This is a genomic window from Mycobacterium sp. NGS69, assembly GCF_059812165.1.
Window position 1 is genome coordinate 340,884 of the sequence record NZ_JCALCD010000005.1, and the last position, 23,956, is coordinate 364,839.

Below are 23,956 nucleotides of genomic sequence, written 5' to 3' on the forward strand. Positions count from 1 at the left end.
TTTACCTCAATCCCATGTCAGGCCGCCGCGGCGCCACACGTAGGCGTAGGCCACGAACACCGTCAGCATGAACACCACCATCTCGACCAACGCGAAGGTTCCCAGCGCGTCGTAGCTAACGGCCCAGGGATACAAGAACACGATTTCGATGTCGAAGACGATAAACAGCATTGCGGTCAGGTAATACTTCACCGGGAATCGCTGCCCGGCCGTCGCGTGCGGGCCGCTCACCGGGGTTTCCGTGGGTTCGATGCCGCATTCGTAGGCCGCCAGTTTCGACTTGTTGTAGCGCTTCGGGCCGGCGATGCTCGCGATCGCGACCGAGCCCACGGCAAAGGCGGCGGCTATCCCGCCGAGCACCAGGATGGGTATGTAGACGTTCAACTCGCTCCAAGATCCGTCGTAATGTGGCCGCCTTCTCAATTGAGCGGGCGGCCAGGCGGTGACCGGGCTGCTGTGACGAACCGGGTCTGTGGCCCGTCACAGTGACTTTCAACATAGCGTCGTTGGCGTCGGCGCACGTGCTCGGGGTGGTGCTATTTGCCCGGTTTTAACGTCCCCGCATCCGGGCGAGTCGCCGCGGGGGTGCTGAGCACCCGCCCACACGGGCTACGTTTCCGTGTCGGCGCAGGTGAGAGGGGTAATCGCTAGTGAGTGGGGGCGCGGAGCAACCCGAGCACCGTGCGGCCCAGCACGATGGGGTCCAGTGGATGCGGCACGGCCGCGTCGGCGCGCGACCAGGTGGCCAGCCACTCGTCGTCGCGGCGGCCGGTGAGCACCACGATCGGCGGGCAGGTTTCGAGTTCGTCCCTGAGCTGTTTCGCGATGCCCATGCCGCCGGTGGGGGTCGCCTCGCCGTCGAGGATGGCCAAGTCGATGCCGCCCTCGTCCATCGTGCGGACCACCATGGGGCCGGTCGCCACCTCGACGTAGGTCAACTCGGGTAGGTCCGGGTGCAGGTGCTTGCCCAATGCGCGCATCACCCGTTCGCGGGTTTCGACGTTGCTGCTGTAGACAAGGATCCGCAGGGCGCTGCTGGAGTCGGGCACGCTCAGATGGTACTGGTGGCGGGCAAACCCTACCGGGTCGCCCGAACGAAGACCGCTTGTGCGGCCGCCGTCGCCGTCCGGCCGATCATGCCGAACCTGTTCCAGCCCAGGTCGAATCGGGAGAGATCGACCTTGGTTTCGCCGGAGACCCGAATTGAGCCGTCGTCCAGCTCGGTGATCGTGACAGGCAGGGGCAGCGGCGCGGTGACGCCTTTGATGGTGAAGCTGGCCCGAAGGTCGGCGGCGCTGCCTTTGGTCGGGTTTACCGCGGTGACGACGACGCTGATCTCACCGAAACGCTCGACGTCGAAGAAGTCGGCCGAGCGCAGGTGCTTGTCGCGACGGCCGATGCCGGTGGACAGCGAGGCGGCGCGGATGTCGAGGCGGCCGAAGATCGCGCCCTTGCCGGTGAGCTGCCCGTCGCCGGTGAACTCGCCGAAGCGGCCCTTGACGTTCAGCAGGCCCCAGAAGTTTCTGACCTTGAAGGTGATGGCCGAGCGATCGGGAACCAGGTTCCACACGCCGGCCAGGTCGGGATCGCTCAGCAGTATTTCCAGAGTCGTCATCGTCCTCCCCCGTGACTCGTGGTGAATCTAGCCGTTAGGCGAGCAACGGCGCGATCTCGGCGGGGTCGAAGTATTCGTCGATCCGATCGATGAGCCCGTCGGCGCCCACCCTGATCACGATGCAGACCCGCATGAAGATCGATTGGCCGGCATGGCCGGTGGCGTGCAGGATGTGCTGCTGAACGAAGCCCGCGACGAGGCCATCGTCGAAGAGCCGCCGGTCGAGGATCTCGTAGTGACGCTCGGTGGTGGCGGTGATGAACCAGTCGATGACCCGCATCGCGCGGGCCTTGTCGTTATCGCGGCGCGCGCCGACTCGCCAGACCGCGATGTCATTGCTCCACAGCCGGTCGACGGCGGCGGCGTCGCCGTTCTCGATCGCCTCGAACAGGCGGTCGGCCACGCCGACGATGGTCTGGGCGGTGGCAGCGGGCATGGGGCCTCCTAGTCCGATTGCTCGTATCCGGGATGGGCGATGGCGAGGCGACGCCGGACCAGGGTGCGCAGGCAGGCGGTGACGTCGTTGGCGCGGCCGTCCAGCTCGCCGGCCCGGATCGCGGCGGCGAGCTCTTCCTCGTCGGCGAATCCCAGGCCGGCCAGCGCCGCGCCCGCTTCCGCATCGCTTTCGTCGAGCAGTTCGCGCTCGACGATGCGCAACGCGTTGGCGGCCACCCTGGCGTGGAAGTTGACCTGCCCGCTGGTGGCCGCCCGGACATCGGTTTCGAGAAACTCGGCCACCGCGGCCACCAGTTCGGCCGCGAGCGGGCGCCCGTACGCGCCGATCACGCGCCCAGCTCCAGCAGGTCGAGCAGGTCCCACTCGGTCTCGCAGACGCGGCGGCCGATCGTCGCCAACTCCACCGAGCGAAACTCGCCGCTCAGGTGCCGCTCCGCCTGGTAGCGGCAGATGACACCCCAGCGCAGCGTGGCCAGCACCAGCCACCAGTGAAACGCCACCCGGTCGACGCTAGTGGCGCCGGCGTCCTCGTAGGCCCGGATGAAGGCCTCGATGCTGCCGAGGCCCCCGGCCGCCAGGCCGGCTGGAGCGCCGAACCGCCAGGCCCGGATGCAGAACCAGGCCAGGTCCTCGTACGCCTCGCCGAGGTGGACCAGCTCCCAGTCGAGGACGGCCGCCAGGTCGGAGCCGTCGACGATGAGGTTTCCCATCCGGTAGTCCCCGTGCACCAGGACGGGGCTCGACGGCCCGGGTTCTCGTGGGCGGTTCGCCTCGAGCCAGCGAAACGCCCACTCGAAGGTGCCGGTGGTGTCGCCCATGGCGTCGAGCCGCTCGCGCCAGTGCGCGAGTTGGTCCTCCTGTGCCAGTCCGGGAATCTTGGCGTCGGCGCGGTGGATGGCGGCCAGCGCCTGCGCGCACTGGTGCAGCAGCCGGGTGCGGCCCGCGTGCCCGTCGCCGGCGTCCAGCTGACGCTGGATGCGCCGGACGATGGTCTCGCCCTTGATTTCGTCGCAGATCAGGAACGGATTGCCCAGTGCGGCAACCGAATCCTCGGCCACCAGGATGTGCGGGACCGGAGCGCCGGCCGCGGCGGCCGCGGCCTGGGCGCGGGCCTCCAGCTCCATGCCGGCGTGCATGTCGTCGGGCGGGCCGGTGCGCAGGATCAGCGAACGGCGCTGCTCGCCCGTGACGGCGTCGAACGCCCACGTGGTGCGGCTGGCGCCGCCGGTCAGCGCCCGCAGGTTCTCGATCGCGGGGGTCGCACCCAGCGCCGGCGCCATAACCCGGGCCAGCTTGGCGGCCAGCTCACCGGTGTCGGTCACTTGTGGCCAAACTTGAACAGCCGCTGCGCCACCCGCCGAATCTGGATCTCCTCGGCGCCCTCGGTGATGCGGTAGCGGCGGTGATGGCGGTAGATGTGCTCGAACTGCTCATGGCGGCTGTAGCCGAGGCCGCCATAGACCTGCATGGCCCGGTCGGCCGCGTCGCAGACCAGCCGGTTGGCGCGGTAGTTGGCCATCGACACCTTGTCGGAGACCTCCATGTGGTGGTTGCGGTCCAGATGCCAGGCCGCGTATTGCACCAGCAGCCGCACCATCTGGGCCTCGGTCTGCAGCTCGGCCAGCGGCCATTGCACGGCTTGGTTGACCGACAGCGGCTTGCCGAAGACCGTGCGCCTGCCGGCGTATTCCGCGGCGCGGTCGATGCAGTATTGGGCGGCGCCCAGGCTGCTCGCCGCCTGCCGGATCCGGTTCTCGTGCAGGAAGGTTTGCGCGACCTCCAGTCCGCGGTCCACCTCGCCGAGCACCCCGTCGGCGGGCACCCGGACGTCGGTCAGCTCGACCTCGCCGTGGTCGGTGGGCATGTTGAACGTCCACCAGTAGTAGGGGACGCGGAATCCGGGCGCATCGGTTGGGACGAGGAACGCGGTGATGCCCAGCGCGGCCCCCGGTTCGCCGGAGGTGCGCGCGAAGATCAGGTCATGCGTCGCCCGGTGCACCCCGGTGTTGAACCGCTTCGAGCCGTTGAGCACCCACCCGTCCCCGTCGCGTGCGGCGCGGGTTTCCAGCCACGTCGCGTCGGAGCCGTGCCGCGGCTCGGTCAGCCCGAACGCCATCGACCGTTCCCCGGTGATCAACGCCTCCGACCAGTCGCGGCGCTGCTCGTCGGTGCCGAAGCGCTCCATCATGATCACCTGCGGGAAGTTCCCGACTATCGACGACTCGTTCTGCAGGTCGTTGTGCAGGCCAAGGCCCTTGTGCGCCAAGTGCTCCCGAATGACGGCCATGTCGAGGTTGGTGCCGTCGCGGCCCCCCAGCGATGCCGGCAGGCCGTAGCGCAGCCAGCCCGCCTTGTCGGCCCGCCTGCGCATCTCGGCGAGCAGGTCCTCCCACTCGCGCGTCGGGATGCCGTCGTTGTCCCAATCGGTGCGGGCATGTTCGCGGCGATGGTCGAAGTACTGGATGTGGTCGCGTTCCAGCGGCTTGATCTCCGACTCGATGAACGCGTCCATCTCGGCGAGCAGTCCCGGAAGATGTTCTGGCAGAGTGAAATCCATGTGAACTCCTTACGTGCCGTAGAGGGTTTTCTTCCAGACCGTGGACAGGGTGGCGATGGCGTCCTGGTCGCTGATCTGAAGGCCCAGGCCGGAGGGGCCGGCGAAGACTGTGGTGAAGTTCTCGAACAGCAGCGCGATCGCGGCCGCCGTGTGTTGGGGGTTGAGCTCGGTTCCGTAGCCCTGCTCCTGCGCGCGGCGCACCGACGCGGCCACGATGTCCATGCCGAAGCGCCGGAATTCGTTCTGCACGCCCGCGAACCGCCGCTGGGTGGCGGCCAACTGCGCCACGGCGATCATGATGCCGATGTTCTGCTTGAACATGTTCCAGTATCCGGTGACCACTGACGTGAAGAACGCGTCGTCATCTGGAGATTCGGGCAGCTCGAGCCGCAGCCCGGGCGGCGCCACCACCTCGTGCAGAAACGACTCCGCCAGCGCGGCCAGCAGGTCTTCCTTGTCGGCGAAATACCGGTAGAACACCGCTGGCGACTTGCCCGCGGCCGACGTGATGTCGGCCAGCGTGGTGCCGTGAAAGCCGCGTTCGGCGAACAGTTTCCGCGCGGCCGCTTCGATGGCCTGCCTGGTCTGGCGGCCCTTTGCGGTCAGCGTTTCGGTCGGCATCAGTTCCGGATCCGGTCACCGGCGCGCAACAGGGCGCTCGGCAGATCATGGCCGACAAGGGATTTGGCGACTCCGGCGGCGGCGATCGCGGCCCGCAGGTCCACGTCGACGCCGACGCCGCTGTCGGTCAGCAGGTAGACGAGGTCCTCGGTGGCGATGTTGCCGGTGGCCCCCGGCGCGAACGGGCAGCCGCCCAGCCCGCCGACCGACGCGTCCAACCGGGTGACCCCGGATTCGACGGCCGCGTAGGCGCTGGCCAGCCCGGTGCCGCGGGTGTTGTGGAAGTGCCCGCCCAGCGGCATGTCGCCGATCACCGGACGCAGTTGGGCGACGAGCGAACTTACCCGGCGCGGGGTGGTGGTGCCGATGGTGTCGGCGATCGAGAATCGGTCGACGCGTTGATCCTTGGCGGCCGCGGCGATCTCGAGCACCCGCTCGGGCGGGGTCGGCCCCTCGAACGGGCAGTCCCACGCGGTGGCGACGATGACCTCGACGGTGACGCCGGCGTCGTGCGCGATGGCGACGATCTCCTCGATCTGTTTGGTGGCCTCGGTGCTGTCGCGCCCGACGTTGGCCTCGCTGAACGCGTCGCTGGCGGCCACCACGTATTCGACCGAGCGCAGCCCCGCGGCGACGGCGCGCCGGGCGCCGTTGGGGCTGGCCACCAGCGCGGAGAACTCGATGTCCGGGTAGTCGTGCAGGTGCGCGGCGAGCTCGGCGGCGTCGGCCATCGACGGCACCTTCGACGGCGACACGAACGCCGTGGCCTCGACCTCCCGCACCCCGGTGGCGGCCACCGCCGCCAGCAGTTCCAGTTTGGCGGCCAACGGGATTGGTTTTTCGATCTGCAGGCCGTCGCGCAGCGACACCTCGCGAAGGTACACGTGCGTCATAGCACCCCCTGCGCCCTCAGCTCGTCGAGCTCGCCGGCGGTCTTGCCGAGCAGCCCGATGTACACGTCGTCGTTGTGTTGGCCCGGGCGGGCGGGGCCGGCGGTGCGGACGCCGCCGGGGGACTCCGAGAGCACCGGGACGACGCCCGGCCCCAGCACGTTGCGGCCGACCCGTTCGTCGTAGTGCTCGACCAGCATGCCGCGCGCCCGCAGCTGCGGGTCGTCGACCACCTCGGCGACGGTGTTGATGGGGCCCGTGATCACGCCGGCGGCGGAAAGGGTTTCGATGATCTCGCCGGGTTGGCGGTCGGCGGCCCACGCGCCGATGATCTCGTCGAGCTCGTCCTGGTTGCGGCCGCGGGCGCCGTGGTTGGCGAAGCGGTCGTCGGTGGCCAGTTCCGGGCGTCCCATCGCCTTGCACAGGCGGGCGAACACGGTGTCCTGGTTGGCGGCGATCACTACCCAGGAGCCGTCGGCGCTGCGGTAGATGTTCGATGGCGCGATGCCCTCCAGCCGGGTGCCCGACGGCCCGCGCACCACGCCACCGACGTCGTAGTCGGGGATCGTGGATTCCTGCACGGCCAAGCAGGATTCGGTCAGCGCGACGTCGACCACCTGTCCGCGCCCGGTGATGGTGCGGCGATACAGCGCGGCCATCGCGCCCTGGGCGCCGAACATGCCGGCCAGGCTGTCGCCGAGGGAGAGCGCCAGCCGGGGCGGCGGGCCGCCCGGAAAGCCGTTGAGGTGCCGCAGCCCGCTGGCGGCCTCGGCCACCGACGCGTAGCCGGCCTTGTGCGCATCGGGCCCGGTCTGGCCGTAGCCGGAAACCCGGACCAGGATGATGCCCGGGTTGCGCTCGGACAGCGCGTCGTAGCCCAGCTCCCATTTCTCCAGCGTGCCCGGGCGGAAGTTCTCCACGACGATGTCGGATTTCGCGACGAGGTCGAGGAACAGCCTGCGGCCGCGGGGCTTGCGCAGGTCGAGCGTGATGGCTCGCTTGTTGCGCGCGTGCACCGTCCAGAACACGTGGTGCCCGTCCAGTTCGGCCTGGCCCCAGGTGCGCAGCGGGTCCGGCGCGCCGGGCGGTTCCACCTTGATGACGTCGGCGCCCATGTCACCGAGCAGCCGCCCGGCGAACGGCCCGGCGATCAGGGTGCCCAGCTCGAGCACCCGGATGCCGTCCAGTGCACCTGTCATTCGGCGCTCGCGAAGTCGTGCCGGACCAGCCAGTCGGTGACGACGTCGACGGCGTGGCGCAACTTGTCCCGTTGGTCGGGGCCCGCGTAATAGTGAGTGGCGCCGGGAATTTCGTGCATCTCCTTGTCCGGGTGCCCGATCGCCTCGTAGAGCCGTCGGGTGTGGCTGGGCGTGCAGGCGTCATCGGCCAGGTTACCGATCACCAGCGCCGGGACCGCGAGATCACGCCCGCAGGCCACCCCGTCGCCGCGGGCGTCGTCGTAACTCCATTGCGACAGCCAGCCGCGCAGCGTGCAGAACCGGGCCAACCCGACCGGGCTCATGTTCACCACCCGAGGGTCGCCCAGGTAGCACGTTCCGGGGGTGCGTTCGTTGGGATCGACGCTCGGGTCGAGCCAGCGCGGGTCGGCCATGGTGCCGTGCACGACGAACCCGAACTCGTCGTCCGGGCGGCCGGAGGCTCTCAATTCGGCCAGCTTGTCCCTGACCCAGGCGGTGATTCGCCGGTTGCGGTCGATCTGCGCCTGCCGGTACCGCGCCAGAAATTCTGAGGTGTAGGGCGGTTGGTTGGGGTTGTCCGGGTCATAGAGGTCCAGCTCGGGATCGCGCTTGGTGGGGTCGGATTCGTCGAGGATCGACGCGTCCAGCCATTCGGTGAGGGTGCCGTGCCGGCTGATGTGCGCGGCGAGCAGCATGACGCCGTCGGCCGCGGGCAGGTCGAGCCGCGTCAGGTCGGGGCCGTCCCCGGACGGGCTCGCCGTGATCGTCGCGTGCTGGGCCTGCTGCTGGTAGAACATCGACAGCGAGCCGCCGCCGCTCCATCCGGCCAGCACCACCTTGGCGTAGCCCAGCCGGTTCTTGGCGTCCCTGATGCACTCGCCGAGGTCCTCGACCACCTTCTCCATCAGCAGCGCCGAATCCGTGCCGCGGAACCGGCTGTTGCAGTAGATGACGTGGTGGCCTGCGCGGGCCAGCGCATTGATCATCGGCAGGTACGCGCCGCCGCCGATGGGATGCATGAACACCAGCACGGTGTCGGACGGCTTGTCCCTGGGCTTGAGCAGATAGCTCTCCAGCACGGTGATCTCCGCCAGCCCGCCGTACACGTCGCGGACCCCGGAATTGTTTTGAAACGCAACGAGATAGGGGATGCGGTCGTATTCGTGTTTCATCAGTGCTGTCCGAGGTCGTGCGCCAGCACCTCGGGCGACGGTGTCAGCCGCCGGCGGGTGTCGACCGCGATGACTTGCCAGTCCACCCGTGAATGCTCCTCGAACTTGCGGCGCGCCCGTTCCCGAGCCTTCTCGGGTGCGCCGTGGTGAACCCCTTGCGGCGCATGGGTGATCAGGCCCGGCGGCATCGGGATACCGTAGAGCGACCCGCCGTGGAAGAAGGCGATTTCGTCGTAGTCGACGTTGCGGTGATACCAGGGCGTGCGCTCGGTGCCGGGCACGCTTTCGGCGGGCTTGGGCAGGAAGTTCATCACGTAGACGCCGGTGGCCTGCATGAACAGATGGACGGTCGGCGGCAGGTGAACGCTGTCCGACGTGACCACGTTGTAGTCGGCAATGTTGAAGGTGAACGCGAAGTTGTCGCCGCGCCAGCCCTCGACGTCGATCGGATTGTGTTGGTAGTACAGCGTTGTCGGGCCGCCCGTGTGGATGAGCCGGACTTCGTACTCGTCGCGTTCGTCGTCGGCGATCGGGGCGGGTTCGGGGATGGTGGCCTGCGACGGGTCGAACGGGAAGTGGCGACCCAGCGCGCCCGGCGGCGGCACCCGGAACTCGTCGCTGGCCTCGATCATCAACAGCGTGGTCTCGCTGTCGGGCGCCTGGCGCCAGGTGCACGCCTTCGGAAGGTAGACCCAGTCGCCCTCCCGGTAGCGCAGCGGCCCGAACTCGGTCTCCAGCAGGCCCGCGCCGCGATGCACGAAGCACAGCAGGTCCCCGTCGACGTGCCGGGTGGAGAACGGCATCGCCTCGTGGCGGCGGCTCAACGAGATTCGGCAGTCGTCGTTGCTGAAGATCAGCAGGGGCCCGCCGCCGGCGTCGGTCGCGTCGCTGGGCTTCAGCTCGCCGGCGAGCACGTCGACGGGGCGCAGCGGGCCGACCGCCCGATAGGCGGTGGGGTCGTGGCGCCGGTACATGTTGGCGGTCCGGCCGGTGAATCCGCCCCGGCCGAGCTCGTCGTCCTTGAGCCCGTCGAGATCGGCATGAAGCCGGCGCGGCGTCTTGCCTTTTCGCAAGTGAACGAAGGATTCCATGGCTGGCTCCCGGGCTCCGGCGATCGGTAGAAAAACTGAAAGTGACATTACTTTTTGTTTTCGCCGCGCACAAGGGCCGAAAGGAGCGACGCTCAATCGCGGACGCGCACCACGACTTTCCCCTTGGCGGTGCGGTTCTCGAGAGAGGCGACCGCCGCGCCCGCCTGCTCCAGCGGGTAGACCTCGGGCGTCGGGGCGGCCAGCCGGCCCGAGCTGAGCAGGGCCTCCAGCCCGGCCCACTGCTCGGCCAGCGCGTCCGGGTGCGTCGCCGTCCACGCTCCCCAGCCCACGCCGACGACGTCAATGTTGTTGAGCAGCAGCCGGTTCACCTTGACGGTCGGGATCTCCCCGCCGGTGAACCCGATGACCAGCAGCCGCCCGCCGGGGGCGAGCGAGCGCAGCGAATCGGTGAACCGGTCACCGCCGACCGGGTCGACCACCACGTCGACGCCGCGGCCGCCGGTGAGCTCCTTGACCGCGTCCTTGAACCCCTCGGCGAGCACCACGTCGGTGGCCCCGGCCGCCGTCGCGACCTCGGCCTTGTCTTCGGTGCTGACGACCGCGATGGTTCGCGACGCCCCGAGCAGCGACGCCAGCCGCAGCGTCGAGGTCCCGATCCCGCCGGCCGCGCCGTGCACCAGCACGGTCTCGCCGGCGGCCAGGCGGCCACGCACGGTCAGCGCGAAGTAAACCGTCAGGTCGTTGAAGAGCAGGCCTGCGCCCGCCTCGAAGCTCACGTTGTCCGGCAGCTTGAACACCCGGTCGGGCTGCACGACGGCCACCTCGGCCATGCCTCCGGACAGCATCGTCAACGCGACGACCCGATCGCCGGCTTTCACATGGGCGCCGTCCGGCGCCGACCTCACCACGCCGGCGATCTCGGCACCGAGCACGAACGGCGGCTCGGGCCGGTACTGATACAGACCGCGGGTCAGCAGCGCGTCGGGGAAGGCCGCGCCGGCGGCGTGCACCTCGACCACCACACCGTCGCCGGAGGGTTCGTCGACCTCCGCCACCTCGATCGCATCCGGACCATCCAGCCGAGTCACCCGTGCCGCCCGCATGGTCGGTCAGCCTAACGCCGACTCAAAACCCGCCGGCGACCCGCACCACCGCCCGGCCGGTGAACGCGCCCGCGCGCAGCTGATCGAGCACGCCGACCACGTCTTTGACGTCGACGTCGCTGGTGAGCGAATCAAGGTGACGCGGCCGCAACGAATCGCCCAGCCGCGCCCACAGCTTGCGGCGCGGGCCGATCGGCAGCAGCACCGAGTCCATCCCGAGCAGCGCGATGCCGCGCAGGATGAACGGCATCACCGTGGTGTGCAACGCGGGACCACCCGTCAGGCCGCTACAGGCCACCGCACCGCCGTAGTCCACGGCGCTCAGCACATCGGCCAGCGTCGCGCCGCCGACGCAATCCACCCCCGCCGCCCAGCGCGCCTTGGCCAGCGGCCGCGGCTTGGCCTCGGGGTCTTCCGGTAGCCGTCCGATAACCTCCGCGGCGCCAAGCCCTTTCAGCAGACCGGCCGCCGTTTCCTTGCCGGTCGAGGCCACCACCCGGTAGCCGGCGGCCGCCAACAGGTCCACGCTGACCGAGCCGACGCCGCCGGAGGCGCCGGTGACGACCACCGACCCGGCGCCGGCTTCGACACCCCAGTCGATCAGCGCCTGCACGCTCATGGCGGCGGTGAAGCCGGCGGTCCCGATCGCGGCGCCCTCATACGGGCTCAGGTTGCCGAGGGCCACCACCTGGTCGGCCGGCAGCCGGGCGTACTCGGCGTAGCCGCCGTGGTGGCCGGTGCCGATCGCATAGCCGTGCGCCAGCACCTTGTCGCCGACGGCGAAGTCGGGGGAGTGCGACTCGACGACCTCGCCGGTCAGGTCGATGCCCGGGACGACCGGGTAGTTGCGCACCACGCCCCCACCGGGCGTCACCGCCAGCGCGTCCTTGAAGTTGATGCTCGAATACTCCACGCGGATCGTCACCTCGCCGGGCGGCAGGTCGGACGCGCTCAGCGTCTCGACCGACGCGGTTATCCGGTCACCGTCTTGGCGCGCCACCAGCGCTTGAAACGTTTCCATACCGACGACGCTAACCGCACCGGATGGAATCCTGTCCACTGCCCGGCCCGGCGTGGACGCTGAGCGTGGACGTCGCGTCCGTCGAGCGTTCGCCGCAACCGCGCTGAACGGCGTCGCTACTTGAGCTGCGCCGACGACAGGCCCAGCAGGCGGCGGGCGACCACCAGCTGCTGAATCTGTTGGGTGCCCTCGAAGATGTCCAGGATCTTGGAGTCGCGCGCCCACTTCTCCAGCAGTGATTGCTCGGAATACCCTGCGGTGCCTGCCAATTCGACGGAGGTGAGGGTGACGTCGCTGGCCATCCGGCCGGCCTTGGCCTTGCTCATCGACGCCTCTTTGGAGTTGGGGATCTTGTTGTCGGCCTGCCACGCCGCCCGCAGCGACAACAGGTAGCTGGCCTCCCAGTCGGCCTCCATCCGCAGGAACTCGGCCGCCGCGGCGCTTTGGGCGTGGGACGGCCGGTCGTAACAGATCTCGACACCCGCCTCGGTGAGGATCTTGCGAATTTCCTCCAGCGCGGCGCGGCCGACCCCGATGGCCATGGCGGCGACGATCGGGCGGGTGTTGTCGAAGGTCTCCATCACCCCCGAAAAGCCCTTGCCGACCTCGATTTCGGGATTGCCCAGCAGGTTGTCCTTGGGAATCCGGACGTTGTCGAACCGGATCGCCGCGGTGTCCGAACCTTTGATGCCGAGCTTGTGTTCGAGGCGTTCGACGGTGACGCCGGGATGGTCGCGCGGCACGATGAAAGACTTGATCGCGGCGCGGCCCTGTGATTTGTCCAGCGTGGCCCACACCACGATGTGGGTGGCGCGCGAGCCCGCCGTGACGAAGATCTTCTCTCCGTTGATGACGTATTCGTCGCCGTCGAGCTTGGCGGTGGTGGACACCGCCGCCGAGTCGGATCCGAAGCCGGGTTCGGTGATGGCCATCGCCGCCCATACCTTGCCCAGTCGTTCCAGCTGTTCGTCGGTGGCGACCGCGGAGATGGCGGCGTTACCCAGCCCCTGGTAGGGGACCGACAGCATCATCGCGACGTCGCCCCAGCAGGCTTCCATGGTCTGCAGCAGCGCGGCCATGTTGGCGCCGTTGTGGTTTCGGTCCCTGTCCTCGTCCTCGTCCCGCAGCGCGTCGGCCCCGGCGAACGCCACCGATTCGGACGCCCCCTCGAAAAGACTGATCAGGGTGTCGAGCTCGACCGGGTAGGCGTGCTCCTTGAGGTCGTACTTGCGTGCGATCGGCCGCATCATCTCGGCGGCGCCCTGGTGGGTCTTGACGATCACCGACTGCAGCTTGCGGGGCAGTTCCAGATTGATTGCCATGATTGGTCTTTCGGCTCGAGTTAGATGACGACCTAGATGACGACTCAGATAACGACAACGCCCTCGGCGACGCCGATGGCCCGCAGGTCGCGGTACCAGCGCTCTACCGGGTGCTCCTTGGTGAAGCCGTGGCCGCCGAGCAGCTGCACGCCGTCCAGACCGATCTGCATGCCCTTGTCGGTGCCGAGCCGCTTGGCCAGCGCCGCCTCCCGGGTAAACGGCAGCCCTTGCTCGGCGCGGGCCGCGCCGCGCCACGTGATGAGCCGCAGCCCGTCCAACTCGATGGCGATGTTGGCACACATGAAGGCCACGGCCTGGCGATGCGCGATCGGCTCGCCAAAGGCCTGGCGTTCCTTGACGTACGGGACGACGTAGTCGAGCACCGCGTGCGAGGTGCCGACCGCGAGCGCCGCCCAACCGAGCCGGGACAGCGCGATCGCCTCGGAGTAGTCCTCGTCGGAAGCCTCGTCTTCGCCCAGCCGGGCGCTCAGCGGCACCGACACGCCGGACAGCTCGACCTGGCCCAGGGCCGCGGCGCGGATTCCCATGCTCGGATCCGCTTTGACGGTAAGGCCTTTGGCGGACGACTCGACGATGAACAGTGCCGGCTTCCCGTTCAGCTGGGCGCCGACGACGAACAGCTCGGCCTCGGCCGCGGCCGGAACCAGCGACTTCACGCCGTCGAGCCGGTAGCCGCTCGGCGTGCGCACCGCGGTGGTCTTCAACCGGGTGGGGTCGAACAGCGGTTGCGGTTCGGCGATCGCCACGCAGGCCTGCGGGACGTTCTCGCCGGCGAACTCGTGAAGGTAGGTGGCCTGCTGGTCGGCGCTGCCCCAATGGGTCAGCGCGGCGGCGACGCCGCCCGGCGCCAGGATCGGCAGCGCCAGGCCCATGTCGCCGTAGGCGAGCGCCTCGGCCGCCAGGACGTTGGTCACGCTGGAGCGGTGCGCGGCGATGCCGTCGAAATCCTCGGGGATGTTGATCGCGGTGATGCCCAGCTCGGCGGCCTTCGCGATCAGATCGGGTGGGTAGGTCGCGGCCTCGTCGGCGTCGTGCGCCGCGGGACGCAGGACTTCCGCGGCGAACTCGTCGAGGGTCTCGACGATCATCCTTTGCTCGTCGTCGGGGGTCAGGTCGAAGTAGTCCTTGCCGCTGGACTTCAGCCGGGCCGGTCCGCCGCGCAGGTTTTGGGCCCGCTTGAACTGGCGGGACGTGGCGGCGGCGGTGGAGAAGATGGTCTTCGTGCCGTAGCGCAGGCCCCGGTTGAGCGGGTCACGCAGGTGGTATTTGTCCAGAAACTCCTGGCCGACCAGCGGGGTGAGCAGCGCCAGGGTGATGTCGATGCCGGTCCGCTTGTGCGGTTGCAGCCCGACGCCGGTCTTGCGGCCGTGCCGCTTGGACCGTGAGCGGTTGTTTTCTGAAGTCTGCTTTGAACCGGAACGGGTGTCGGTCATTTCAGCCTCTGTCGATGGGCGTCGCGGATGGAACTTATCTTACTCCGGAGTAAGATAGAAGCGACCGCGTGTTAACTAATTCACAAAGACTAGGCCCGCAGGCGCGAAAGCACCTGCTCATGCAGCAGACCGTTGGTCGCCACGGCGCTGCCGGCGTGCGGGCCCGCGGTCCCGTCCAGGCCGGTGAACGTCCCGCCCGCCTCGCGCACCAGGATGTCGAGCGCCGCCAGATCCCACACCGACACCTCCGGTTCGGCGGCGATGTCGACCGCTCCCTCGGCGACCAGGCAGTAGGACAGGAAGTCGCCGTAGGCTCGCACCCGCCACACCGCATCCGTCAGCCCGACGAAGCGATCGCGCAGCCCGCGCTGCGCCCACCCCGACAGGCTGGAGAACGACAGGCTGGCCGAATCCAGTTGTCCCACTGAGGAAACCGATAGCGATCGCGGGGGACCGCCGTCGACGGAGGCGAACGCGCCGCGGCCACGCGCCGCCCACCAGCGACGGTGCAGGGCCGGCGCGCTCACGACGCCGACCGACGAAACGCCGTCCTCGAGCAACGCGATCAAACTGGCCCACACCGGCACCCCGCGCACGAAGTTTTTGGTGCCGTCGATCGGATCGATGATCCATTGCCGCCCACTGAAGGTGGCGGTCCCGCCGAACTCCTCGCCGACGATGCTGTCCTGGGGCCGTTCGCGCCCCAGCACGCCGCGCAGTTCGGTTTCGACCGCGCGATCGGCGTCCGTGACCGGCGTCAGATCGGGTTTTGTGTCGATGTGCAGGTCAAGCGCGCCGAACCGCGCGGAGGTCAGCGCGTCGGCGCGGTCGGCCAGCGCGAGCGCCAGCGCCAGATCGTCCTCGGTCATTGGCGCCGCTCCTCTCCCCCGCAAGCGGGTGGTACCCCCACATCACTACGTTCTGCATCGTCGCAGGCGCGGCTCATGGAGCAGTCCTACCATGGCCGGATGTGGGAATACGGTGTGCTGATCCTGCTCGTGGCGGTCCTCGGGGTGGCGCTTGCCCAGCGGTTCGCCCCGCGTGGCCCCCGCGGTGAGCTCGCGAGCGGCACCCTGCTGGTGACCGGCGTCAGCCCGCGGCCGGATGCGGCCGGCGAGCAATACGTCACCGTCGCCGGCGTCATCAACGGACCAACGGTCAACGAGCACGAGGTGTATCAGCGCATGGCGGTCGACGTCGACCACTGGCCGGCCGTGGGCCAGCTGCTCCCGGTCGTGTATTCGCCGAAGAACCCGGACAACTGGAGGTTCGCCCCGGCCCAGCCGCCGGCCGCCTAGCCTCCCGCGGGCGGGCGCGTCATCACGGTGAGCCGGGTTCCGTAGCGCGGCAGGACGCCCGAGGCCCGGGCCAACGTCCCCGCCGGCATCCCGGGAACACCCGGGTAGCCCGAACCGGCCAACTCGTCGGTGCCCGCAAGCGTGGTCAGGCCGGCCGGCTGCAGCGCCGAGATGCTGCTGGTCGACGGCGCGGACCAGCTGGCCGGCACCGACATCGGCCCGATCGCGTTCGCCCGGCCCATGCCCACCGTGATCGCGTTGGGTAATCCGCCGGCCCCCGTCGCGCTGGCCGCACCCTGCAATTGCCCGAGCCCTATCGGCCCGAGCGCGGGCGCGGGCCCGGCCACGCCGGCCAGATACGTCAGGTTGCTTTGGGCGCCGATCAGCGAAACCGGAATGCCCTCGATGTTGGCCAGCGAGCTCGTCGCCGTGTTCGTGGCAAGGATGCCGTCGAGCACGTTAAGGCTGTCTAGGCCGTTGGCGGTGATGGGAATGGGGCTGAGTTTCAGCAGGGCGTTCAGGTTGTCGTAAATCTCATCGCTCCACGCCTGCAGTGTCGAGTACAAATCGGAAAACGGGTTGGCGGCCGCCTGGTTGGCCGCGGCGTTCTGCGCCGCCACGCCGTCGGAATTCGTGTTCTGCTGCGGGGACGCAAACGAGGTCAACCGGGAAGCGGCCGCCGAGCTGACCGCGTAGCCGTTCATCGCGGTTGCGTCCTGGGCCCACATCTCGGCGTAATGGGCCTCGGTGGCGGCGATCGCCGCGGTGTTCTGGCCGAAGAAGTTCGTCGCGATCAGCGCCTGCAGCTGCGCGCGGTTGACCGCTATCAGCGGCGGCGGCACCGTCATGGCAAACGCCTGGTCGAACGCCGCCGCTGCGGCCCTGGCCTGCATGGCCGTCTGCTTGGTCTGCTGGGCGGTCGTGGTCAGCCACTCCACATACGGGGTCGCCGCGGCGGTCATCGCCGCCGACGCCGGGCCGTGCCAGTGCAGGGTGGTCAGGGTCGAGAGCACCGAGCCATAGGTCTCGGCCGTGGTGCCCAATTCGGCGGACAGCGAGTCCCAGCTTCCCGCCGCGGCCATGAGCGACCCGGAACCGGGGCCGCTGTACATCCTCGCGGAATTGATTTCGGGCGGAAAAAAGGCGTAATCCATTGTCAGATCTCCCTTATGGGTGTGCCTGGTGAACCGTGCCGAACCCGAATCGGCACTTTTTCCTCCGCCGTCCCATTGGCGGTGGTCATAAGAATGTAGGCGCGAATCCGCGTTTGTACTGGAGTTTTAGGACGAAAAGGCAAGTGGGTCAGACGATGACGGCCGCCCTATCTTGCCCACAACTGAAAATCGCCAAATTCGTTAATGCCGCCGCGAACTGTCACCCAGGGCGGCTGAAGCCGTCGGCGATGCCCTGCAATATCTCGGGGTGCCGCAGAAACGGGGTGATGATGTCAACCGGCAGGGGGAAAACCACCGTCGAGTTCTGATCCGCTCCCAACTCCAGCAGCGTTTGCAAATAGCGCAACTGCAGTGAAGCCGGGCTCTTCGAAAGGGTCTCGGCGGCTTCGCGCAACTCCTCCGATGCCTGCAGTTCCCCTCGGGCGTTGATCACCTTGGCGCGACGCTCGCGTTCGGCCTCGGCCTCGCGGGCCATCGCCCGTTGCATCGATTCGGGGATCTCGACATCTTTGATCTCCACCACCCGAACCAGGATGCCCCACGCTTCGGTCATTTTCTCGATGATCGTGCGCAGGTCGTTGTTGAGGTCTTCGCGGTGTGCCAGCAGGGTGTCCAGGTCGGCGCGGCCCAGCAACGAGCGCAGCGTCGTTTGCGCTATCTGCGAGGTCGCCACCGCGTAATTCTCCACCGCCAGAATCGCTTTCAGCGGGTCCATCACCTGGAACATGACGACGGCGTTGACCCGGGCTGGCACGTTGTCGCGGGTGATCACCTCCTGGGGCGGGATGGTCAGCGTCACCAGCCGCTGGTCGACCCTGATCATCTTGTCAACCAGCGGAACCAGCAAGTGAAGCCCGGGACGGTAGAGCGGCCGCACATGGCCCATTCGGAACACGACCCCGCGTTCGTACTCGCGCAACACCGTAAGTGACAGCAACGAAAGCACGACCAAGATAGTGACGACGGCGGTGACGACGGCGATCACAAATGCAGTCACGACTCCTTGTCCTCCTTGCCTTCCCAACCGCCCCATCGGGTCGAGTATCGGTCGATCGCGGCGGCCACCTGATCCTCGTACGCAGTGCGGTGCGGCAGGTGTTCCGGCGCGTTGCATGGGGTGCTCCAAAGGTGTTGCGCCAGCGGCAGTCCCAGCAGCCCGACCAGCACCGCCGCGCCCGTCAGCACCAGCGCCTCGCTGATGGAGTGGTTGGTGATCAGCGTCGCGAGCGGCAGCACCACGCCGAATGCGGCCACGCAGCAGGCGATTCCCCGGTGGAATCGCCCCGCATCCGAATGCGGCCACGGATCGACTTCCCGGCTGATCTCGCGGCCGTGATCCGATGTCGTGCAACTCGATTTGACCGGGCAGCTGTTACACACCACCGGCAACGCCCGATAGCGCATCACCCGGTGCCGGGGATCGAACGAGCTCGGCCAGAGCCAGTGATCCTGGGGACACACCCAGGCGTCGTGGTCGGGCCGATAGGTGAATTGACCCGTGCGCCAGCGCGCCGCCCGCACCGAGGCTCGTCGCGCCATCCCGTCAAAGCTCCATCCGACTGCCACCAATGCCAGCGAGTACCCGGCGATCAGCCACACCGATGTGGCCGGCGGAGTCACCGTTCAGTCCTTCGCCACGGAATCGGTGTAGAGCGGGTGCTCTGTCCACTCGCGAACGGCCGAACCGGATCGGAAGTTGCGCAGCGCGGTCCAGGCGATCCAGACGAATGGCAGGACTCCGCCGACGATCATGATGACGTCACCCGGGAGCCGCAGCCATTCGAGCACCGCGTTACCGGGTTTGGTGATGTAGCCGAGCGAGCGCGCCTCGAAGTAGCCGTCGCTGACCGAATGGTAGAGCTGCAGCACACCCAGCGGCAGCAGGGTGACGAACACCATCCACGCCAGGCCGACGTTCATGCTCCAGAACGAAATTCGCGCCCACTTCTCCGGCCACTTGTCCGCCGGGATCACGTAGCGGAACGCGAACATAGCCAGCCCGACGGCGAGCATGCCGTAGACCCCCATCATGGCCGCGTGCGCGTGGTTGGCCGTCAGCGCCGTGCCGATCTGGTAGTAGGACACCACCGGCAGGTTGATCAGGAATCCGAAAACCCCCGCACCCAGGAAGTTCCAGAACCCAACGGCGACAAGGAACATCACCGCCCAGCGATGCGGGAACGGCTTGCTGTCACCCGCCTGCTGGCGCGAACCCAGCTGCAGGAAGGCCCACGCCTCGACGGTCAGGAAGGTCAACGGGATGACCTCGGCGGCCGAGAAGAAGGCGCCCAGCGCCATGTGTTCCACCGGGGTGCCTGAGAAGTACAGGTGGTGCATCGTGCCGATGACGCCACCCGCGGAGTACAGGATGACGTCAAGGAAAATGACGCCCAGCGCGATTCGTTCGCGCACCACGCCCAGCAACACGAACATGTACGCCACCATCACGGTGGTGAACAGCTCGAGGAAGTCCTCCACCCACAGGTGCACCACCCAGAACCGCCAGAATTCCGCGACAGTGTAGTGCGCGCCGCTGCTGGCCAGCAGTCCGACGGCGTAGAACGCCGGGATCGCCAGCCCGGAGAAGAAGAACAACCAGGGCATGTTCATCTTTGACTCGCCCCTGAGCCGGGAGCGCATGCCGCGCCAGATGATCGCGATCCATACGAACAGACCGATGATCAGCAGGATCTGGAACAGTCGCGGCAGGTCGAGATACTCCCACTGCTGGGAGACCAGCGAGCCGTGGGGAATCACCCCGTAGATCGAAAGGGCCTCGCAGATAAGCGAGCCGAACACCACCACCGCGACCGCGCCCAACAGCACGTAGGCCAGCAAGCCCTGGCGGCGCGGCTCCCGACGGGCGATGAACGGCACCAGGAAGATGCCGCCCGCGAGGAACGCCGCCGCGGTCCAGAAGAGCGACAGCTGGACGTGCCACGTGCGCGCGAGGTTGTAGGGCAGCAGGCGCGCCAGGTCCAGGCCGAAGAACGTCGACAGGTCGGCGCGGTAGTGCTCGGCGGCGGCGCCCAACAGCGTCTGAGCCAAGAACAGCACCGACACGATCGCAAAAAACCAGATCGTGGCCCGCTGCGCGGGCGTCAGGCTCACCTCGCCGGGCTGGCGAAACGACAGCGTCGACGCCTCGGCGCTGTGCCAGCCGACCTTCTGGCTCCACCGCCCGTAGACGGCGAACATGATTCCGATGCCGCCCAGCAACGCGATCAGCGACAGCGCCGACCATACGATCACCGGCGCGGTGGGACCGTTGTCGACTCGCGGCTCGGCCGGCCAGTTGTTGGTGTAGCTGTACCTGTGGCCCGGGCGTTCGGCCGCCGCCGCCCACGCCGTCCAGGCATAGAACGCCGTCAGGTCGCGGATCTGCGCCTTATCGGTGATCATCTGGGGCAGCAGCCCGTACTTGGTCGAGTTCTCACCGAAGTAAGCCGCGTAGTGGCTTTGGATGCGGTCGAACGCGGCGACCTGCCGCTCGGTGAACACCAACGTCTTCGTGTCGGGGTTGAACCGGTTGGTCCGGAACTCGGTGACCACGCGATCGCGCGGGTCGGCCACGCCTTGCGCGCGCAGTTGGTCGGCGACGTCATCGGTCGCCATCCGCAGGTACTCGGCGGTGTAGTCGGGCCCCAGGTAGGCGCCGTGTCCCAACACCGACCCGTACTCCATCAGTCCGCGGGCCTGGTATATCTCCTGGCCCCGGGTGATGTCGTCGCCGGTGAAGAGGAGCTGGCCCGATTCGTTGACCACCCGGTCCGGCAGCGGCATCGATGCCGAGTAGGTGCGGTAGGCCAGGATGCCCATCACCAGGAAGCCGAAGATCATCACCAGGGCGACGCCCTGCAGCCAGGCTCTCGAAACCAGGGGTAGCGACGACGGCTGATTCGATTGCGGCGTTGACGACAAATCCTGAGGTGTCATTTCGCGCTGTACCCTTTCGGCGACGGCCGCACCGCCCAGGGTCTCGCTTGCGGCGATGCCACCTAGACATCCAACCGGTTCTCGGCGCGCGGCAACAGTCCCACGCCGTCATCGATAGGGACCAATGGCCCCCATTTGTGAACCGAATGCCCCTGGGTCGCGCCAGTCTTTTCTCAATAGCGTCGAGGGGGACGAATAGGAGACCGCGATGCTTCAGCCAGCCCCGACTGTCGTCGTCGGTGTCGACGGGTCGAAAGCCGCCACCGATGCGGCGCGCTGGGCGGTCGACGAGGCGGTCAGCCGCGACATCCCGCTGCGACTGGTGTACGTGGTCGCCCGCCCGGATTCTCAGCCGCGCTGGGCCCACGACCGCCGACTGGCCGCCGCCCGCGCCGTGTTGCACGACGCCCGTCGGGTGGTCGAGGCGACCGGGGAGCAGGTGAAGATTGAAGCCGAAATCCTTTGGGGCAGCCCACTTGCCAAGCTGATGGAAGAGTCGAGGTCGGCGGCGATGATCTGTGTCGGCTCCATCGGACTCAACCACGCCGCGCATGGGGTCGGCTCCACTTCGGCGAGCCTGGCCGCGTCAGCGCTCTGCCCGGTGGCCGTCGTCCGCCGCCCGGCGGGCGGGCCGGTAACCGCCAAGGTCAGTCGTGTCATCGTGCAGGCGGACAACGCCGTAGCGTTGGGTCACGCCTTCGAGGAAGCGACACTGCGGCAAGCTCCGCTGCTGGCAATCGTGGTGGCCGCGGGGGAGGGCGATGCCGACACGAAACGTTCGGCGGCGGCCCAGCTGAGGCGACGCCTCGCACGCTGGACCCGCGCGTATCCCAAGGTGCGCGTCGAGTTCGCGGTCGTCCGCGGGACCCTCGAGGAATACCTGGCCGCCGATGGCGAGCGGGACCAGTTGTTGGTCACCGACGTGCGCGCCTGTCACGACCTGTGCGGCGCGCACAACCCGGGAACCTCCGTTCTCGCCACGCGTTCGAGCAACCTGTAGGGCGTGCGGGTGGGAAGTCTGTTGGGCTCCGGCCGGACAACGCTGAGGGTGTTTCTGGTCGACGATCACGAGCCGGTGCGGCGCGGCCTGGTCGATTTGCTTTGTGCGGACCCCGAACTCGACTGCGTGGGCGAGGCCGGATCCGTCGCCGAAGCGATGAGCGCGATTCCCGCGATCAGCCCGGACGTCGCGGTGCTCGACGACTGGTTGCCGGACGGCAACGGCGTCGAACTATGCCGCGAACTGTTGTCGTGCATGCTGGATCTGCGCTGCTTGATCCTGACGTCACATACCTCCGACGAGGCGATGCTGAACGCGATCCTGGCCGGCGCCAGCGGCTATGTCGTCAAAGACGTCAAGGGAATGGAATTGGCTTCCGCCATCAAACAAGTGGGCGCCGGACGCTCGCTGCTCGACACCCAGGCCGCGGCGGCACTGATGGCGAGACTGTGGTGGACCATCGAGAACAGCGACGGCGTGTGGGCCTTCAACGACCGGGAACGAACGTTATTGGGATTGCTCGGCGACGGCCTGACCAACCGGCAAATCGCCGACCGGACGTTGCTTGCCGAAGACGTCGTCAAGAACCACGTGTCGCGCCTGCTGGTCAAATTGGGTCTGGCGCGCCAGCCCAATCGCACTTACCGCCAATGGTTTTGAGGCGCCCCGTCAGCCGTGGCTGATTCGTAGCATCTCGGCCACGCTCGGCAGCTTGACGCGCGGACGCCCGTGCGGCTCGCCGGCCGCACGCTCGTGGCGATCGATGACCTCCCAGTGGGCGGACGTCACCACCTTCGGCTGCCGCGACGCCAGCCAATCGGCCAGCGTGCCGGCGTGGTCGGGGGGGAACGCCGCGAGCGCCCCTTGTTGTTCGGAGCCGGCCAGGTCGCTCAGCAGGGTGTCGACGGTGTCCTGGGAGTCCTTCTTGTTGGTACCGATCACACCGGTCGGCCCGCGCTTGATCCACCCGACGACGTATTCGTTGCGGCTGCCATGCACCCGGCCGTCGGTGTTGGGGATCGTGGCGCTGGCGTCGTCGAAAGGCAGCCCCGCCGTGGGCATCCCGCGGTATCCGACGGACCGCACCACCAGCTGGGCCGGCAGTTCCTCGCGCTCGCCGGTGTCCTTGGCCGCCACCCGCCCGCTCTCGTCGCTGACGAGTTCGTTGCGGCCCAGCACGATGCTCTCGACCTTGCCGTCGCCCTTGATCTCGATCGGCGAGGTCAGAAAGCGAAAGACGATGCGACGGTGCCCGGGCCGCGGCGCGCGCGCGGCGTAGTCGCGCAACACCTTGATGTTCTGCTTCGTCGTCTTGCCCGCCGCGGCCGCGTCCTCCTCGCTGATGCCGTCGAATTGCGCCGGGTCGACGATCACGTCGACCCCTTCGAGGTCCGCCAGCTCGCGCAACTCCAGCGTGGTGAACGCGGTCTGCAGCGGCCCGCGCCTGCCGACGACCACCACCTCCTCGACGCCGCACGGGCGCAGCGACTCCAGGGCGTGGTCGGCGATGTCGGTGCGGGCGAGCGCGTCGGGATCGGTCACCAGGATGCGGGCGACGTCGAGCGCCACGTTGCCGTTGCCGATGACCACGGCCCGGGCACCCGACAGATCCGGGGTCGCCTGCTCGAAGTGCGGGTGCGCGTTGTACCAGCCCACGAATTCGACGGCGGCCATGCTGCCCGGCAGATCCTCGCCCGGGATCTTCAACGACCGATCCGACTGCGCCCCGATCGCATAGATCACCGCGTGATAGCGCTCGGCGAGTTCGGCGGCGCTCACGTGCTCACCGACCACCACGTTGCCGAAGAAGCGCAGCCGGGGGTCTTCGGCGGTCTTCTCGAATTGTTTGCTGATCGACTTGATCTTCGGGTGGTCGGGCGCGACGCCGGAGCGGACCAGCCCCCAGGGCGTCGGCAGCATTTCGAGCATGTCGACGGTCACGTCGACGTCCTCCGCCGCGTCGGCCGCCTTGAGCAGGGACGCCGCTGCGAAGAATCCCGACGGCCCGGAGCCGACGATCGCTATGTGGTATGGCCGCATGCTCCAGCCTTCTGGGTCGTGCCGGGCCACGCGCGAAGGGGGCTG

The 23,956-nt window shown here is 68.2% G+C and carries 25 protein-coding genes; 3 read left to right on the forward strand and 22 right to left on the reverse strand.

The window, feature by feature from the left end:
• Window positions 1-6 precede the first annotated feature (6 nt).
• The 17 genes from AC5Y2S_RS17585 to hisN form a co-directional block, all read right to left on the reverse strand.
• Complete coding sequence (locus tag AC5Y2S_RS17585; protein WP_499880145.1) at window positions 7-384, reverse strand: NADH-quinone oxidoreductase subunit A; 378 nt, start codon at window positions 382-384, stop codon at window positions 7-9.
• A gap of 263 nt (window positions 385-647) precedes the next feature.
• Window positions 648-1,049, reverse strand: coding sequence for an Rv3143 family two-component system response regulator (locus AC5Y2S_RS17590; RefSeq protein ID WP_499957303.1), 402 nt, complete (start codon window positions 1,047-1,049; stop codon window positions 648-650).
• 29 nt (window positions 1,050-1,078) lie between these two features.
• Window positions 1,079-1,615: a YceI family protein gene (locus AC5Y2S_RS17595; RefSeq protein WP_499957304.1), complete on the reverse strand. Its 537-nt coding sequence runs from the start codon at window positions 1,613-1,615 to the stop codon at window positions 1,079-1,081.
• A gap of 34 nt (window positions 1,616-1,649) precedes the next feature.
• Complete coding sequence (locus AC5Y2S_RS17600; protein WP_499957305.1) at window positions 1,650-2,051, reverse strand: nuclear transport factor 2 family protein; 402 nt, start codon at window positions 2,049-2,051, stop codon at window positions 1,650-1,652.
• 8 nt (window positions 2,052-2,059) lie between these two features.
• Window positions 2,060-2,401, reverse strand: a complete 342-nt coding sequence (locus tag AC5Y2S_RS17605; RefSeq protein ID WP_499901235.1) for a DUF6285 domain-containing protein — start codon at window positions 2,399-2,401, stop codon at window positions 2,060-2,062.
• Window positions 2,398-3,351: a phosphotransferase family protein gene (locus tag AC5Y2S_RS17610; protein WP_499957422.1), complete on the reverse strand. Its 954-nt coding sequence runs from the start codon at window positions 3,349-3,351 to the stop codon at window positions 2,398-2,400. Before AC5Y2S_RS17610 ends, AC5Y2S_RS17605 begins: the two co-directional genes overlap by 4 nt.
• A gap of 38 nt (window positions 3,352-3,389) precedes the next feature.
• Window positions 3,390-4,628: an acyl-CoA dehydrogenase family protein gene (locus AC5Y2S_RS17615; protein WP_499957306.1), complete on the reverse strand. Its 1,239-nt coding sequence runs from the start codon at window positions 4,626-4,628 to the stop codon at window positions 3,390-3,392.
• Between the two features lie 9 nt (window positions 4,629-4,637).
• Entirely contained in the window at window positions 4,638-5,249 is a 612-nt protein-coding gene (locus AC5Y2S_RS17620) for a TetR/AcrR family transcriptional regulator (RefSeq protein WP_499957307.1), read from the reverse strand.
• A complete protein-coding gene (locus tag AC5Y2S_RS17625) occupies window positions 5,249-6,142 on the reverse strand; it encodes a hydroxymethylglutaryl-CoA lyase (protein WP_499957308.1) in 894 nt (297 codons plus the stop codon). Before AC5Y2S_RS17625 ends, AC5Y2S_RS17620 begins: the two co-directional genes overlap by 1 nt.
• Window positions 6,139-7,338 carry a CaiB/BaiF CoA transferase family protein gene (locus AC5Y2S_RS17630; protein ID WP_499957309.1) on the reverse strand — a complete coding sequence of 400 codons (1,200 nt, stop codon included), beginning with the start codon at window positions 7,336-7,338 and terminating at the stop codon, window positions 6,139-6,141. The genes AC5Y2S_RS17625 and AC5Y2S_RS17630 overlap by 4 nt, the downstream gene beginning before the upstream one ends.
• A complete protein-coding gene (locus tag AC5Y2S_RS17635; RefSeq protein ID WP_499957310.1) occupies window positions 7,335-8,510 on the reverse strand; it encodes an alpha/beta hydrolase in 1,176 nt (391 codons plus the stop codon). Before AC5Y2S_RS17635 ends, AC5Y2S_RS17630 begins: the two co-directional genes overlap by 4 nt.
• Window positions 8,510-9,601 (reverse strand): homogentisate 1,2-dioxygenase, encoded by a 1,092-nt coding sequence (locus AC5Y2S_RS17640; RefSeq protein WP_499957311.1) that lies wholly within the window; start codon window positions 9,599-9,601, stop codon window positions 8,510-8,512. Before AC5Y2S_RS17640 ends, AC5Y2S_RS17635 begins: the two co-directional genes overlap by 1 nt.
• Window positions 9,602-9,693: 92 nt before the next feature.
• Entirely contained in the window at window positions 9,694-10,665 is a 972-nt protein-coding gene (locus AC5Y2S_RS17645; RefSeq protein WP_499957312.1) for an NADPH:quinone oxidoreductase family protein, read from the reverse strand.
• 22 nt (window positions 10,666-10,687) lie between these two features.
• Window positions 10,688-11,686, reverse strand: a complete 999-nt coding sequence (locus tag AC5Y2S_RS17650; RefSeq protein WP_499957313.1) for an acrylyl-CoA reductase family protein — start codon at window positions 11,684-11,686, stop codon at window positions 10,688-10,690.
• A 116-nt stretch (window positions 11,687-11,802) separates the two neighbouring features.
• Window positions 11,803-13,008: an acyl-CoA dehydrogenase family protein gene (locus AC5Y2S_RS17655; protein ID WP_499901225.1), complete on the reverse strand. Its 1,206-nt coding sequence runs from the start codon at window positions 13,006-13,008 to the stop codon at window positions 11,803-11,805.
• A 44-nt stretch (window positions 13,009-13,052) separates the two neighbouring features.
• A complete protein-coding gene (locus tag AC5Y2S_RS17660; RefSeq protein WP_499957314.1) occupies window positions 13,053-14,462 on the reverse strand; it encodes an acyl-CoA dehydrogenase family protein in 1,410 nt (469 codons plus the stop codon).
• Window positions 14,463-14,551: 89 nt separating this feature from the next.
• On the reverse strand, window positions 14,552-15,331 hold the full coding sequence (hisN, locus tag AC5Y2S_RS17665) for a histidinol-phosphatase (RefSeq protein ID WP_499957315.1): 780 nt from the start codon (window positions 15,329-15,331) through the stop codon (window positions 14,552-14,554).
• Window positions 15,332-15,430: 99 nt separating this feature from the next.
• On the opposite strand from hisN, the gene AC5Y2S_RS17670 reads away from it, so the two are divergent.
• Window positions 15,431-15,760: a hypothetical protein gene (locus AC5Y2S_RS17670; RefSeq protein ID WP_499901222.1), complete on the forward strand. Its 330-nt coding sequence runs from the start codon at window positions 15,431-15,433 to the stop codon at window positions 15,758-15,760.
• Here the strand turns inward: AC5Y2S_RS17670 and AC5Y2S_RS17675 are convergent.
• The 4 genes from AC5Y2S_RS17675 to AC5Y2S_RS17690 form a co-directional block, all read right to left on the reverse strand.
• Window positions 15,757-16,914, reverse strand: a complete 1,158-nt coding sequence (locus tag AC5Y2S_RS17675) for a PPE family protein (RefSeq protein WP_499957316.1) — start codon at window positions 16,912-16,914, stop codon at window positions 15,757-15,759. The genes AC5Y2S_RS17670 and AC5Y2S_RS17675 overlap by 4 nt on opposite strands.
• 220 nt (window positions 16,915-17,134) lie before the next feature.
• Window positions 17,135-17,932 (reverse strand): slipin family protein, encoded by a 798-nt coding sequence (locus tag AC5Y2S_RS17680; RefSeq protein ID WP_499957423.1) that lies wholly within the window; start codon window positions 17,930-17,932, stop codon window positions 17,135-17,137.
• On the reverse strand, window positions 17,929-18,555 hold the full coding sequence (locus AC5Y2S_RS17685; RefSeq protein WP_499957317.1) for a hypothetical protein: 627 nt from the start codon (window positions 18,553-18,555) through the stop codon (window positions 17,929-17,931). Before AC5Y2S_RS17685 ends, AC5Y2S_RS17680 begins: the two co-directional genes overlap by 4 nt.
• 3 nt (window positions 18,556-18,558) lie before the next feature.
• A complete protein-coding gene (locus AC5Y2S_RS17690) occupies window positions 18,559-20,775 on the reverse strand; it encodes a nitric-oxide reductase large subunit (protein WP_499957424.1) in 2,217 nt (738 codons plus the stop codon).
• Window positions 20,776-21,079: 304 nt separating this feature from the next.
• On the opposite strand from AC5Y2S_RS17690, the gene AC5Y2S_RS17695 reads away from it, so the two are divergent.
• Window positions 21,080-21,871 (forward strand): universal stress protein, encoded by a 792-nt coding sequence (locus AC5Y2S_RS17695; RefSeq protein WP_499957318.1) that lies wholly within the window; start codon window positions 21,080-21,082, stop codon window positions 21,869-21,871.
• A gap of 18 nt (window positions 21,872-21,889) precedes the next feature.
• A complete protein-coding gene (locus tag AC5Y2S_RS17700) occupies window positions 21,890-22,531 on the forward strand; it encodes a response regulator (protein ID WP_499957425.1) in 642 nt (213 codons plus the stop codon).
• Window positions 22,532-22,540: 9 nt separating this feature from the next.
• Here the strand turns inward: AC5Y2S_RS17700 and AC5Y2S_RS17705 are convergent, their stop codons facing one another.
• On the reverse strand, window positions 22,541-23,911 hold the full coding sequence (locus AC5Y2S_RS17705; RefSeq protein ID WP_499957319.1) for an FAD-dependent oxidoreductase: 1,371 nt from the start codon (window positions 23,909-23,911) through the stop codon (window positions 22,541-22,543).
• Window positions 23,912-23,956: the final 45 nt, after the last annotated feature.